At 35.9% G+C, this 13,151-nt stretch carries 15 protein-coding genes; 5 read left to right on the top strand and 10 right to left on the bottom strand.

The genetic code is table 11. From position 1 onward, the window contains the following. Positions 1-92 precede the first annotated feature (92 nt). The gene (prfC, locus tag A9G47_RS03085; RefSeq protein WP_065642138.1) at positions 93-1,685 is read right to left on the bottom strand and encodes a peptide chain release factor 3; all 1,593 of its coding nucleotides are present in this window, start codon (positions 1,683-1,685) and stop codon (positions 93-95) included. Positions 1,686-1,891: 206 nt separating this feature from the next. On the opposite strand from prfC, the gene ilvY reads away from it, so the two are divergent. Both ilvY and A9G47_RS03075 read left to right on the top strand, forming a co-directional pair. Then, positions 1,892-2,794 carry an HTH-type transcriptional activator IlvY gene (ilvY, locus tag A9G47_RS03080; protein ID WP_065642137.1) on the top strand — a complete coding sequence of 301 codons (903 nt, stop codon included), beginning with the start codon at positions 1,892-1,894 and terminating at the stop codon, positions 2,792-2,794. 141 nt (positions 2,795-2,935) lie between these two features. Then, positions 2,936-5,170 (top strand): 3-hydroxybutyrate oligomer hydrolase family protein, encoded by a 2,235-nt coding sequence (locus A9G47_RS03075; protein WP_065642136.1) that lies wholly within the window; start codon positions 2,936-2,938, stop codon positions 5,168-5,170. Positions 5,171-5,241: 71 nt separating this feature from the next. On the opposite strand, the gene A9G47_RS03070 is transcribed toward A9G47_RS03075, so the two are convergent. From A9G47_RS03070 to fsa, 3 genes are all read right to left on the bottom strand, one after another. After that, a complete protein-coding gene (locus A9G47_RS03070) occupies positions 5,242-5,823 on the bottom strand; it encodes an acyl carrier protein phosphodiesterase (RefSeq protein WP_065580360.1) in 582 nt (193 codons plus the stop codon). 17 nt (positions 5,824-5,840) lie between these two features. Beyond that, positions 5,841-6,647: a siderophore-interacting protein gene (locus A9G47_RS03065; RefSeq protein WP_065642135.1), complete on the bottom strand. Its 807-nt coding sequence runs from the start codon at positions 6,645-6,647 to the stop codon at positions 5,841-5,843. 164 nt (positions 6,648-6,811) lie between these two features. Beyond that, complete coding sequence (gene fsa, locus A9G47_RS03060) at positions 6,812-7,474, bottom strand: fructose-6-phosphate aldolase (protein WP_065642134.1); 663 nt, start codon at positions 7,472-7,474, stop codon at positions 6,812-6,814. A gap of 294 nt (positions 7,475-7,768) precedes the next feature. Between fsa and A9G47_RS03055 the strand changes: the two genes are divergently transcribed. Next, the gene (locus A9G47_RS03055) at positions 7,769-8,650 is read left to right on the top strand and encodes a helix-turn-helix domain-containing protein (RefSeq protein WP_065642164.1); all 882 of its coding nucleotides are present in this window, start codon (positions 7,769-7,771) and stop codon (positions 8,648-8,650) included. 434 nt (positions 8,651-9,084) lie between these two features. Here the strand turns inward: A9G47_RS03055 and A9G47_RS03050 are convergent, their stop codons facing one another. From A9G47_RS03050 to A9G47_RS03025, 6 genes are all read right to left on the bottom strand, one after another. Beyond that, positions 9,085-9,681: a hypothetical protein gene (locus A9G47_RS03050; RefSeq protein WP_065642133.1), complete on the bottom strand. Its 597-nt coding sequence runs from the start codon at positions 9,679-9,681 to the stop codon at positions 9,085-9,087. A 26-nt stretch (positions 9,682-9,707) separates the two neighbouring features. Then, positions 9,708-10,631, bottom strand: a complete 924-nt coding sequence (locus A9G47_RS03045) for a phage capsid protein (RefSeq protein WP_065642132.1) — start codon at positions 10,629-10,631, stop codon at positions 9,708-9,710. A gap of 63 nt (positions 10,632-10,694) precedes the next feature. Then, positions 10,695-11,261: a hypothetical protein gene (locus tag A9G47_RS03040; protein WP_065642131.1), complete on the bottom strand. Its 567-nt coding sequence runs from the start codon at positions 11,259-11,261 to the stop codon at positions 10,695-10,697. Further along, on the bottom strand, positions 11,254-11,604 hold the full coding sequence (locus A9G47_RS03035) for a Mor transcription activator family protein (RefSeq protein ID WP_218057418.1): 351 nt from the start codon (positions 11,602-11,604) through the stop codon (positions 11,254-11,256). Before A9G47_RS03035 ends, A9G47_RS03040 begins: the two co-directional genes overlap by 8 nt. A 285-nt stretch (positions 11,605-11,889) precedes the next feature. After that, positions 11,890-12,120, bottom strand: a complete 231-nt coding sequence (locus A9G47_RS03030; protein ID WP_065642129.1) for a hypothetical protein — start codon at positions 12,118-12,120, stop codon at positions 11,890-11,892. Next, positions 12,117-12,311 (bottom strand): hypothetical protein, encoded by a 195-nt coding sequence (locus tag A9G47_RS03025; protein ID WP_065642128.1) that lies wholly within the window; start codon positions 12,309-12,311, stop codon positions 12,117-12,119. The genes A9G47_RS03030 and A9G47_RS03025 overlap by 4 nt, the downstream gene beginning before the upstream one ends. A gap of 188 nt (positions 12,312-12,499) precedes the next feature. Here A9G47_RS03025 and A9G47_RS14160 point away from each other — a divergent pair, with 188 nt between their 5' ends. Together A9G47_RS14160 and A9G47_RS03020 are read left to right on the top strand one after the other, a co-directional pair. Next, positions 12,500-12,673 carry a YlcI/YnfO family protein gene (locus A9G47_RS14160; RefSeq protein WP_176700645.1) on the top strand — a complete coding sequence of 58 codons (174 nt, stop codon included), beginning with the start codon at positions 12,500-12,502 and terminating at the stop codon, positions 12,671-12,673. An 8-nt stretch (positions 12,674-12,681) separates the two neighbouring features. Further along, positions 12,682-12,900 carry a hypothetical protein gene (locus A9G47_RS03020; RefSeq protein ID WP_065642127.1) on the top strand — a complete coding sequence of 73 codons (219 nt, stop codon included), beginning with the start codon at positions 12,682-12,684 and terminating at the stop codon, positions 12,898-12,900. The last annotated feature ends 251 nt before the right edge of the window (positions 12,901-13,151 follow it).

Genomic DNA, 13,151 nt, shown 5'->3' with positions numbered 1-13,151 from the left:
GTTTTAATAGCAATAACAAAAAATAAAAACAACAAATTTATCAATAATACTACAGCATCTTGATAAACTCTGTGATTTGGTAGATGACTAAATTAATGCTCACGAGTTTTCCTAAATTTAACATCAGGATACCGTTCTTGAGTCAAATTCAAATTAACCATGCTTGGCGCAATATAAGAAAGGTTATCTCCGCCATCTAAAGCAAGGTTCTGCTCGCATTTACGTTTAAACTCTTCTAGTTTTTTTACATCACTACACTCTACCCAGCGAGCGGTTGTGACATTAACTGATTCGTAAATCGCCTCAACGTTATATTCTGATTTTAAACGTGCAACAACCACATCAAACTGAAGAACCCCAACAGCGCCCACAATTAAGTCATTATTAGCTAGTGGGCGAAATACTTGTACAGCGCCTTCTTCAGACAATTGCACTAGTCCTTTTAATAACTGTTTTTGTTTAAGTGGATCTTTTAAGCGGATTCGGCGGAACAATTCTGGTGCAAAGTTAGGGATACCTGTGAATTTCAAATCTTCCCCTTGAGTAAAAGTATCACCGATTTGAATAGTACCATGATTGTGTAGTCCAATAATATCGCCAGCATAGGCTTCTTCAACATGTTCACGATCACCAGCCATAAACGTTAAGGCGTCAGAAATATTAATATCTTTAGCAATACGAACATGGCGTAACTTCATGCCTTTTTCATATTTACCTGACACAATACGCATAAATGCAACTCGGTCACGATGCTTAGGATCCATATTGGCTTGAATTTTAAACACAAAACCGCTGAATTTTTCTTCCGAAGATTTGACTTCTCGCTTATCACTTTGCCGTGGTTGTGGCGTTGGTGCCCATGCTGTTAGACCATCAAGCATATGATCAACACCAAAATTGCCTAATGCCGTACCAAAAAAAACGGGCGTTAAATCACCTGATAAAAAGGCCTCTAGATCAAATTCATTTGACGCGCCTTGTACTAATTCAAGTTCTTCACGTAGTTGTTGCGCTAAATCATCGCCAACAGCTAAATCCAAATCGGGGTTAGTTAACCCTTTAATAATTCGAATCTCTTGGATAGTATGGCCTTGACCTGTTTGATAAAGGTAAGTCTCGTCTTTCGCTATATGATAAACTCCTTTAAATAACTTGCCACAACCGATAGGCCAAGTAATGGGTGCGCACATAATATTTAGCTCGTTTTCAACTTCGTCAAGCAGTTCCATAGGATCGCGAATATCACGATCTAATTTATTCATAAACGTTAAAATTGGTGTATTGCGTAGCCTTGTCACTTCCATTAATTTACGTGTGCGATCCTCAACCCCTTTTGCCGCATCAATCACCATCAAACAACTATCAACCGCAGTTAACGTGCGATAAGTATCTTCTGAGAAATCCTCATGTCCAGGGGTATCAAGTAAATTGACTAAACAGTCATTATATGGGAATTGCATGACCGAGGTTGTTATTGAGATACCACGTTGCTTTTCCATCTCCATCCAGTCAGATTTAGCATGTTGAGCATTGGCACCACGACCTTTTACGGTACCCGCAGTTTGTATAGCATGACCAAATAATAGCACCTTTTCGGTAATCGTTGTTTTACCCGCGTCAGGATGAGAAATAATCGCAAAAGTGCGACGAGCTTTGACTTCGTCTAAATACGCTTGTTCTGTCATAAAATTAACTTTTTAATCCACACAAAATAATCATTTATTTTAGCAGGTATCTATCTATTTTGCCATTGATGTTATTATTGCTGTTATTTGCCTTATTGCCTTATCTATGCATAATATTTGACTTTAATATTGCTAAATGCTGTTTGTCTTTTTGCCAAAAAGTTTCAGGCTAAACCTAACTTTTCAGTATAAAAACGGAACTAGTTATGAATATTCGAGATCTAAAATTGTATTTACATTTGTGTGAAACTTGTCATTTTGGCATGACAGCTAATGCCATGCATGTCAGCCCATCAACGTTATCGAGACAAATTCAACGTTTAGAAGAACACTTTGGCCATGCACTGTTTATTCGTGATAATCGGCAAGTACAAATAACTCATGAAGGGGAAAAAGTAAAGCGTTTTGCCCAGCAAGTGATCAATTTACACCAACAAGTACGGCAGGATTTAGATCAATCAGAACAACAATTAGTTGGGGAGTTAACTCTATTTTGCTCTGTTACTGCAGCCTACAGCCATTTGCCTGAAATACTTGATCGTTTTAGGATCCACTACCCATTAGTTGAAATCAAACTATCAACGGGCGATGCCGCCGATGCGGTTGGAAAAATACAATCCAATGCCGCCGATTTAGCCATTGCAGGAAAACCTAAACAGCTACCTACGGGCATTGAGTTTTTAAAATTTGGTGAAATTGACATGGTTTTGTTGATTCCCAAACTAAATAGCTCATTTAGCGATAAATTGCATCAAAAAAAACCTGATTGGCACAATATCCCTTTTATATTGCCAGAACATGGCCCAAGCCGTCACCGCATTGATTTATGGTTTAAACAAAAGAAAATAACCAACCCCAAAATTTATGCTACTGTCGCAGGGCATGAAGCGATTGTATCGATGGTTGCTTTAGGTTGTGGTGTCGCCTTATTGCCAAAAGTCGTGATGGACAACAGTCCAGAAAGAGTCCGAGAACGAATTACAGAATGGTCCACCAATTTAATGGAGCCATTTGATGTAGGGATTTGTGTGCAAAAAAGACGCTTATCTGAAAAAATCATTGCCGCTTTTTGGAAAATTTGTAATTTAAATTTACTCAATAACGAATAACAAAAATTCGTGTATAATTACATAGTAAAAGACTAAAACTATCATAATAGGTGTATTAATTAATCAATAAATAACCATCTAATTTTTGCAATAAACCATAATAATTATATCTGCTAAAACGTGATTGCAACGGAATTCAAAATGAAACAGAAAAAAATAAAAACATTAGCCAAATTGGTATTTTTTGCCCTTGTCGCCATGCCATTAATTGCACAAGGAAAACCAACAAAATCAACTTCATTGGGCGAAACCGCAAAAACGAACACAGTTCAAGAAAATACTAGCAAAATCACCAATACTGACAATAAAACAACTCCTGATTCAAGCAATACCGTTGCGAGCATGGAATCAGCAGTAAATGAGAAAGTAGTAAATGAGAATGTAGATGCTCAGAGCCATAACACAAAAAAAATTGACAATACAATAGTAAAACCTAAATGGCTAGTTCGCAGTACCTTGGCGTATTATGATGGCGATAGCAACGATCTTGTTACTGCTGGGCTCGGTTTTACGCCATTATCAACCAGTAGTATCACGCCTGACGTTGAAATTCCGACCAAACCACACTTTCAAGAACGCCGTCAAGCCAAGCTAAATCGCTATATTGATACTAAAATTGGGGAAGGATCACTATTTGGTTTTAGGAAGCAAGAATTAACGCCTTTATTTGACGGCAAATTTGCAGGCACCGAAATAACAGCCGTACAAAGAAATGATGGCGTAGGTATGTTATTACAAATCCCAATTGATTTTAATAAACATAAGCCCTGCATTGTTGCAGTTCCAGCTAGTGATTCGGACGGGATATTAAATGCGAAAGATGTCCAAATTCGTGGATTATGGGGACTTCGTCACAACTGCGCAGTGGTCTATAATGACAAAGGATTAGGCAACGGTATTTATGATATGGAACACAAAGTTGGCTTTACCGTATGGGGAGAAGTACAAACTGGTAATATCTTATTTTATACTTCAATTGATAATAAAGAAAAATACATAAAAAAATACCCGCATCGCTATGCGGTAAAACAGTTGCACTCAAAACTAAATGCCGAAGCCCGCTGGGGTGAGCATGTATTAAAATCGATAGAATTTGCCTTTTATGAACTCAACAGTATGTTTTCACCTAATGATCAAGCTATCTTTAACAAAGATAACACCCTTGTTTTAGTCTATGGCGCAAGCGATGGTGGTGGAGCGGCATTAAAAGCCGGCGAATTAGATGACCAAAATATGATTGATGGTATTGTTGCGGTCAATCCACAAATTCAACCAAAACTTGATAATACCCCTGTCTCGATCAAGATAGGCGATAGCAAATCACACAAACTACAAGCCAGATCCATTGCCAATTACAGTGCTTATGGCGCATTATATATACCATGTGCAATCCCAGCAATAAAAGCACATAAAAATGATTCTTACGTGCCGTATGCCGATTACTTTCTTTATTCACAAGAACGCTGTAACGCCCTTAAAAAAGCAAAATTACTCACCACAGGCACGCCCAAAGAAGCACTAGAAAAACTACACAAATATGGTTGGACACCAGAAATGGATATCCAGCTACCGTATTTTTACTATACTGAATCTATCGGACTGCCTTATCAATATATTAGCGCATATGGTAAATACGATGTCACCGAAAATATGTGTAACTTTTCAGTGGCAAGCACTCAGCAAAATCCAATTAATTATACAGGTAAGGTTGCACCATTAGAGGAAATATCGTTTCAGCAAATATGGGGAATGGCCAACGGGCATTTACCGCTATGGAATGGACCGAATGCAACTATTTTGGATCTTGTTGAAAACGAGGATCTCAATACACCAAGGCGAGAGTTCTATTCTAGCTCTCAAACGAAGGGGATAGTTGATTATGGTACTAAAGGATCTATTTGTATTTATAAAAAATCACAAGAGCCACGCGTTGAGCAAGGTATAAAACAAGTTAGCGCTTCTGGCAACTTACATGGCATAAAAACCTTTATTATACATGGACGTAATAATGTTAAACAACTATCAAACTACACATCGCGCCCTTATGTGGCATTAAATAGTTTAGTTGAAGGAAGTCAGTCACAACTGCGATATATTGAAGTTGAAAACGCTAGTTACTTAGATGGTAGGCCACCGTTTGACAATACCTTATTACCGATTGATTATTATGGCGAAGACGCCATTGAATGGTTATGGGCTAACTTAACCAACAAAGCAACATTACCTGTAAGCCAAGTTGTGCGCACAAAAACTCGAGGTGGTAAAAGTGGCTATGCCCCACAAGTAACAAACAAAAATCTAAAACCGATTAGCCAATTGCCAAATCGTAAGGATGTTATCCAAATAAACGATGGTAAACTAATATTACCTAATTAATCGAAAAATACTCACCGCTATCGGCTTAAGCTACAGTGTATAAAACTTAAACCGATAGCACTAAATCCAACTTAGTTAATGCCTTGTTTTACTGTTAAACAAATTTTAGGATATAACAAAAAAAACAGCGCCTCTAATTGGCCATAATGTTGTTTGATATCAATAATCGTTTCTTCTAGCAAATATAATTTCGGTCGCCGCTGTGCCATACCAGCTAACACGTCGCCAACAAAATCGAGAGATGCATAATTTTCGAGCCACAATCCACGCCACATCGCATTCATAAAGTGCTGATAATCAACTGGATAAGCGCTAATATATGGTTGGATATGCGCTTTGGTTACTTCATTAAATTGAGCTACACTAGGCAACAGTCCATAACTATCCCAATGCTTTGACAAGAAATGATCCCATACAATATCCAATGTAATGGCAGCAACGCGCTGATACGATTGACGGAACAGTAATTTAGCTTGTTTAACTTCAAGCAGGTTATCAGTCAAGCTATCAATTTTTCGGTGCAACATAATGCCATCAGCAATATCAGTATCATAAATTAAATACGGATCACCTTTAACAAAATCGGCCACAGTATTACCAATTAATGAGCTATGTGCTAACGTGGCCAAATGTAAATGAGCAAGAATATTCATAAAAAAGCAACCGCTAATTATTCACGATGTTTAAATTCACCTTCGGCAAAACCTTCTCGCCAATAGCTAGTAATATGAAAAGCATCCGGCGGTAAATGTATATATTTATCCTTAACCGCATGGCGAAGAGCTTGTGCAAGCGAGCGCTCCATTCCTCCCCAAAACAGCAGTTTACCTTGCCTTGATAAATTAGCGTTGATTACCGCATTAATTAATTGATGGGGATTATCTGGATTTTGTACTAGCCAACAAACTTCAATATCTTTATTGTCTGATAATGAAACAATATCATTTTTATGATTTACTTCAATGAAGGCAAAAGCTTTATGCTTTTTAGGTAGATGCTCAAGCGTATAACAGATCGCTGGCATGGCTGAAACATCCCCCATTAACACCAAACAATCATCAGTAAACTGCAATTTACTGGCAGCACCAATCAAACCAATTTGATCCCCAATCTTAGCTTTTTGTGACCAAACCGACGCTAAACCAGTCTGATGAATAGCAAAATCGACAAAAAACTCATTATTAGCACATTCAAACTCACGCACACTATAACTACGAATAAGTCGGCGTAATTTATCGTCAACAACGATTTTATTATTATCATCAAACTTGGAAAATTCTATTTTACCAGTTAAAGGATCAGGAAATAACAATTTTAAGTAAGGACAAATCCATAAAGGATTAATATCAACTTGCTTATTACAACTAAATTGGACACGAATAAAACTAGGCGAGATTTTTTCAACATTTAATACTGTGAGTAATGCATTAACAATAGCTTTTTTATTTACTTTGATTTTATTATTTTTTTCATCCATAGCATTGCACCTTATAGTGATTAATATTAAGAATCATCATACAATAAAAAATGTTAGAGTTATGCTATTTTTACAATTGAAAAAGGCAGATCAGCTTGTTCCACGCCAAAGCAGCAAAACAAGCTCAAGTCAAAAAATAGGTAAACAAAAATAGGTAAACAAAGTTAAAACGTTAGTGCACCAAAAGCACTACACCAATCGTCATCAAACTTAGTGATTGTCGCATCGACTGCTGGATCAGAAATAAACAGTTCAGCCACATCTATGGGCAAAGTAATCGATTGGCATCCAGCCAGCATACAATCTAACGCTTGTCTCGGTGTTCTAAAACTGGCAGCTAATACCATTGACTGTGGGCAATGCAAATCTAACAATTTTTGTAATTCTTGTACAGTATCTTTGCTACTTCCACCTTGAGCATCAATACGATTAACATAAGGCGCAATATATTTAGCGCCCGCTAATGCTGCTAAAAACCCCTGCCCTGCGCCATAAACAGCAGTACCTAAGGTTGGAATACCTTGCAGGGTGAGTTCTTTGATTGCCATCAACCCTTGCGCATTAACGGGAATTTTTGTCACAATCGATGGCACTGCTTTTCTTAGCTGATGCGCTTCTTTTATCATCTCGTCAGCATTGCTTGACAATACTTGCGCAAATAACAGTTTATCAGCACCCAGCACGTCTTGTAATTCAGCCAATAATGAAAAAATAGACTTACCTGCTTTTGCCACAATACTAGGATTGGTGGTTACACCATTAATTGGCAACACTTTAGCTAAACGCTTAATGGCCGTAACATCAGCGGTATCTAGATATAGTTCCATGGTTCACTCCTAATTCAGATCAATCATCATCTATTAACTTAGAACAACATTTTTATACTAAACATCATTTTTATACTAAACATAGTAAAAAAAAATCACCCAACCGCCTAGAAGACGTTTTTGCCATTTACTGGATTTATATACGCTAGATGAAAAATTTAGACTTAGATCACACAATCATAAATTAAAAATAGCCTATTAAATAAAAAATAATTTATGTTGATTTCATATTTTTTATATCTGTATATAATCTCAACAATTGCGCACAACTTGATTTATCATCAATTTAATCTTATGACAGATTTCATTAACAACAAATTAACTAAGTTAGTCAATCACCCGCTAACAATCAATCACATCTATTTCGCTAATAACAGCAATTGTGCCCCTTTACATGCCTATCAAGTCGATTTTCCTAGAATTGAGATCATCTTAGATGGTAAACAAAAAATGCTATGGGCTAATAACGACGGCAACGTGCTTGAAAAAGTACTTTCAACCAACGATTTACTTTATATCGCTGCTCACAGCTGGAACAAACCCATTTGGCAAGCCCCATCCACCTTATTAACTATTTTATTTGGCAAACAGCAAATTGCTATAACACTATTACATTGGGATGGCAGACAATTGATTCCCCATGGGCAAGCCAATATCCCAAGGCGTGGTCCTCGGGTTGGATCATTTATTATTCAAGCACTGACCGAGTTAACTCGGTATAACCAGCCGAGCAAACAAAATAAAACAGCTTATCACCTTATTCACAGTTTACTTAGCAACACCCTTGATTTGCTAAATGTCGATATTAAAACATCATCCAAAACTACCAGTCTTTTTGAGGCGATTCGCCAATACATTGATACGCATTTTCGTGAAGATGTTACGCGTGATTTTTTAGCCGATATGTTTTACATTTCGCCCAATTACTTATCACATCTATTTCAACGCGAAGGTAAAATAGGATTAAATGAATATCTTAATCAAATTCGCTTAGAATATGCAAAATCACTATTGAAAGATTATGATCTAAATATAAAAGAAATTGCTCAAGCATCAGGATTTAAAGATAGTAATTATTTTTGTCGGATTTTTAAAAAAAAGACAGATCGAACCCCAACTGAGTATCGGCGACAGTATCATAGTAAACTAATGATGAAGTCAGCTAGCATAAAATAGGTTTTGATAGATATAAATTAGTATTGAATAAGCTATTTGTTGTTAACTTCCAAACTTTTGATATTCAGCGATAATGCCAAAACTGGCACAAAACAAAACACCGCAAATAGTTATTTTTAGACTAAATTTATACTCGTTTTCACACTTAAAAAATAGGTTTTAAACTTATAAAAGTTGTTCAGAAAAGTAATTGATTTTATTGAAGTTTTTATTTAACCTTACACTTACCCATTTATTTTGTTATTTCTATTTTTGAAGCAAAACGCGATAATTGAAGCGTAAATCCTGTGATAATTGAGGTATTTTTGATTTTCTGTATATGAAAAGGAATTACTTATACTGATATTGCTAGGTTTTAATTTCAAACTTTTGAATCATTATACTACAGTAGTAAAAAATAACTAAGCCCAAATATTTTTACTTGGGCTTAGTGGTTATTGGACGTTAATATTGTTTTCTTGTGCTTCTACAAGAATATTCTGCTCCAGTTGCTTAAGTTCATTCTGTTCGGCTTGAATTTCTTTTAGTCGAATAGCTGATTTTTCCATATCACTAGCGTTCTTTACTTGCCAATCATGATCCGAAATAGAATCATAAACCTCTGTTACAATTCTTTTTGCTTCATTAACATTAAATAATACCAATGTTTGATAAGGGCTTTTGAAAAAATTAGCAATGAACGCAATATGGTACTCGCTCGCTTGTTTATCATTTAACAATATTTCATAAGCACCATTTATATAATATTGGTCTTTTCTTGGATTAGCAAAGACACTATTATGGCGCTCCAATATATTAGATTTTAAGTTATCCTTTAATGTCAAATGAAGGTTATCAATTGCAAGCAAGTCTTTTTTGAGTGCATCAGTTTTGTTTAATGGTTGAAAGAATATCGTATCCCACTCATTAGCCAATGAAGTAATGCGATTGCGGATAATATCCAAATCCTTTTGGATGTTATCTTTTATTTGAGAAACGGTTTTAATGTCTTTTTTCATTGACAATAACCCGTTTAACTTTGGTAGTTTCATAGATAATTACTCCCATAACTTAGTTATTAGGCAATTGCATCTTGAAAGAAATATCCAGCATGTTTAGCTACACATATTTCTTTTACTGATTCGCCAACTCGAACCATTTGACCGCCACGAAGCCCCATATTAGGCTCTGGGATTGTTCCTGATACACGATCGCCAAATTGAGCAGTCAATCCCCATGTTACGCCACTTTGGGTTGTTGCTTTCTTATTAATATATAACAATGAAGCGTGGTTACCCCAAACGCGTTGTAGTACTGGTTCCTTACCGGGTTTAATCATGTTAACCCATGAAGTGCCAATATAAATTTGCTCTAAACGTAAAATTTCACGCAAAAATTCAATCGGAACAATACCATCTTCACCGGTACTACCATTAAATGCACGAACAACTTTAGGGTGTTGACATAAACGCGAGGCGACATCATTACCAAGAACTAATACATTAGCTCGAACAATCATGGAATCCAAAGCATGGGATATATCTGTTAATGGCGAACTGCTGTCATTACTCCATTGGGTTGAACCTGATAGTATTTTTTGATTGCTTGTTGTATAGTTTTCAGGGTTAAATACCATATTGGCTACACGAACTTCACGATCTAATAAGATTAAATCGGTTGTTGCCTCAGCAGCATGAGCTAATGGATTGTAATTACTTTTAGCGTTATCAATATCTGCTTGCGGTACAGGAGAGTCAAGTCCATAATCTTCAACAGAAGATTTTTCTTCTGTTGTTTTATAATCGATTTGATTGGGTCTAGACTTTCGTCCCACTAGAGTTGATGGAATAGTAAAACGCTCGGCTATGTCATATTTTGTCCATGCAAAATCATATTTATCGACAGGTGAGCGTGGCATAATTTCATCTGCTATTAAATCAGTGTTACGGTAAGCAAGTGCAATAGCACTTAAAAATGTATCTGGAGTAAATGGATGTTGCATATAAATATCCTCAAAGTTATTAAAAATAAAAGTTAGTTAACTACCTGCGACGATTTGATATAGTTATAGATACAAAATCTCACCGCGCCATATAAAGCCCGTTTTGATTGTGCCGTCTTTTTGTTTTACTCGTATTGTGTTTTGAGTGTCACAATGTCGATAATCTGTTAAATCAATAAATTCCCCACTCGAAGCAAAATTGATTGAGCTTCCAAATCCACTTTCTGAAAAGTCAATACTTGCAAGCCCTTTCACTGCTGGTGGCATAGCACCTAAAAAGCCAATATGGCGTAAGTATCTTTTGCCTTTTACTGGGTTTTCAGGTGAATGAGGTAAGTAAAACGAAGCAGAACGATTTTTATAAGTACCTTTATGGATTGCCTCGGCTAATTCGTCGGCGAACTCAGCACAAGCAAACAACTTACCTTGGTACATGTAGACATGATGAACTGCCCCTAAATCAGGTAAATTATTTTTAGGGTGCCCAAGCGTTAAATTGGCTTGATAAAGATTAGGGTCATAGCTGTCAGCTATTTCATGCAAATCTTGCTCAGTAAAAGTGAATTTTCTACCGTCCATTGCGGTAAATGTACCAGGTTTAAATATTTCAAAATTACGTAGTTTAGGCATTTTGAGCGTCCTTTTGAGCTAATGGGGTCGTTATTTTTTGTTTTACTCTTGTAATCACTTTGCGAATACCTCGCTCTGTCATTCGATATTTTCGGCTAAGCTCGTGGTAGTTATTACCTTTAAACTCATGATAAATTTGTGCATCTCGTTGACTAATTTTGAAAGCATAGTCTTTGGGAAATGTAAGATTTTGACCACCAAAAAGCTCTGCAATTGCGTTTGCCACATTACAACCTAACTGTGAAGCGGTTTCTTCTGGTAGACCAAAATCAAGTGCTTCTTTAGCAACCTGATTTGAAACATGAGTAAATAATTCATGGCGTTTAATTTCCATTCTATTCATAATTATTAAATTGCCCTCTTCTAGGTAAATTGTTGGAACAAGGACATATTAAACAGACGTACAATGAATGTAATATGAACAAGGGCAGATAAATAGTGAACAATCAAAACAGTTAAAGATGATAGAGGGTAAATAAAATCTAAAGAAAAATAGGCGCTAAAAATTATTATAAAACGTTTATAAAGCGATTAAATTAATGATTGATACATTTGGGCAGAATTGATAGAAAAAGGCTTAAAATGCGATTTAAGCCCATTTGATATATTTAGATTTGCAGTTATCAAATCATGCTGTTTTCGTTTTAACTAAATTATTAATAATATTTCTTAAATTATCTTCGATTTTGCCTAAGGATGTGCAAAATGCATTAGTATTAATGGTAATATCCTTACGGGTACCTTGACTGCCGGCACAATCAACAATCAAACGCAAAAAATCAATATTATCCTGAATACGCTCAAAGTCATCATCAGATAAGATATAAGTTAAGCTGTTATGTATTGGTTGCTTGCTCATGCTACCACCTCCATTTGACGAATAATTAGAATCAATTCAACACCGACTTTGGCGTACATAGCTCTAGCTTCTGCCTCGGTTTTGGCACGAACTTGAATACGTTGTAATATAGGAAGTGTATTCACTGTTAGAAAAGTAAAAATTTTATTTTGCCCAAATGTAGGCGATACGGTATTATTGCGAATAGCCATACTCATTACCCCTTGTAATGTTTATGGTTAGATAGCTCGGAGCGGTAGGACGCTTCGGGCTATTGTTGTTTTAGGACCTAAAAAATAATTAGGTGTCGAACAGATATTATTACCAAGTGTCGAACATGTCAATATTGTTTTTTTATTTTTATTAATATAAACTGTTCGACACTTATGGAGTGTGAAATATGCCAACAGATAGAATAAATAATAAGTCACAAAATATAGCTGCTCGGGTTCCTCACGAAATAATGGAGAAAATGGAGACAGTTAAAGAACCTAATGAAAACACATCTCAGTTTATTGTTAACGCAATGAAAACAGAGATTAAAAGACGAAAACGCAAACAGCAACTTAAATAAGGATTAACATGACTATACTGAAAGAGTTTGATTCCGCACTTGAAGATATTGAAAAAGAATTCATAACTGAAAGCTTTCAAATCGCAGGCGAATTTATTGCTATGCAAAGAATACAATTATTTTCGTTAGCGTTACTAGGAAATACCTTAAAAGTTAGTCAAGCTGTCAATAATGTGTATGAATCAATTGTGTATTCAAAGGTAATCAAGAATATGCCGACTTACTAATTCAACTAATTAATGAGTTTGAATCTTTGGTTCGTGAGGGGGGCATCGGCAAGCATAGCTTTAGATCGGCTTATAGACGAAAAATATTTAGAACGATTAGAGCATTTACAAAGTATTAATAAATTAAATTAGTTAAAATATAGCACACAAAGCAAAAGAAACAATTAACTACCTACAATTGATAAACAAGGAATTAATGATGCAATGAATGCTATGACCACAATTCAAAGTGAATATAGTGAGGATCGTGA

This window comes from Gilliamella sp. WF3-4 (assembly GCF_001690275.1).
GTDB lineage: Bacteria > Pseudomonadota > Gammaproteobacteria > Enterobacterales > Orbaceae > Gilliamella > Gilliamella apicola_C.
The sequence above is the reverse complement of the archived record's forward strand: the minus strand, read 5'-3'. Positions and strand labels throughout refer to the sequence as shown.

What these genes read in the sequence shown, in the direction of transcription:
- A9G47_RS03035 (WP_218057418.1), bottom strand. Translation starts at nt 11,604, where the DNA reads ATGAATAGAATGGAAATTAAACGCCATGAATTATTTACTCATGTTTCA.
- ilvY (WP_065642137.1), top strand. Translation starts at nt 1,892, where the DNA reads ATGAATATTCGAGATCTAAAATTGTATTTACATTTGTGTGAAACTTGT.
- A9G47_RS14160 (WP_176700645.1), top strand. Translation starts at nt 12,500, where the DNA reads ATGCCAACAGATAGAATAAATAATAAGTCACAAAATATAGCTGCTCGG.
- A9G47_RS03030 (WP_065642129.1), bottom strand. Translation starts at nt 12,120, where the DNA reads ATGAGCAAGCAACCAATACATAACAGCTTAACTTATATCTTATCTGAT.
- A9G47_RS03040 (WP_065642131.1), bottom strand. Translation starts at nt 11,261, where the DNA reads ATGCCTAAACTACGTAATTTTGAAATATTTAAACCTGGTACATTTACC.
- A9G47_RS03065 (WP_065642135.1), bottom strand. Translation starts at nt 6,647, where the DNA reads ATGGATGAAAAAAATAATAAAATCAAAGTAAATAAAAAAGCTATTGTT.
- A9G47_RS03020 (WP_065642127.1), top strand. Translation starts at nt 12,682, where the DNA reads ATGACTATACTGAAAGAGTTTGATTCCGCACTTGAAGATATTGAAAAA.
- A9G47_RS03070 (WP_065580360.1), bottom strand. Translation starts at nt 5,823, where the DNA reads ATGAATATTCTTGCTCATTTACATTTGGCCACGTTAGCACATAGCTCA.
- A9G47_RS03050 (WP_065642133.1), bottom strand. Translation starts at nt 9,681, where the DNA reads ATGAAACTACCAAAGTTAAACGGGTTATTGTCAATGAAAAAAGACATT.
- prfC (WP_065642138.1), bottom strand. Translation starts at nt 1,685, where the DNA reads ATGACAGAACAAGCGTATTTAGACGAAGTCAAAGCTCGTCGCACTTTT.
- A9G47_RS03025 (WP_065642128.1), bottom strand. Translation starts at nt 12,311, where the DNA reads ATGGCTATTCGCAATAATACCGTATCGCCTACATTTGGGCAAAATAAA.
- A9G47_RS03075 (WP_065642136.1), top strand. Translation starts at nt 2,936, where the DNA reads ATGAAACAGAAAAAAATAAAAACATTAGCCAAATTGGTATTTTTTGCC.
- A9G47_RS03055 (WP_065642164.1), top strand. Translation starts at nt 7,769, where the DNA reads ATGACAGATTTCATTAACAACAAATTAACTAAGTTAGTCAATCACCCG.
- fsa (WP_065642134.1), bottom strand. Translation starts at nt 7,474, where the DNA reads ATGGAACTATATCTAGATACCGCTGATGTTACGGCCATTAAGCGTTTA.
- A9G47_RS03045 (WP_065642132.1), bottom strand. Translation starts at nt 10,631, where the DNA reads ATGCAACATCCATTTACTCCAGATACATTTTTAAGTGCTATTGCACTT.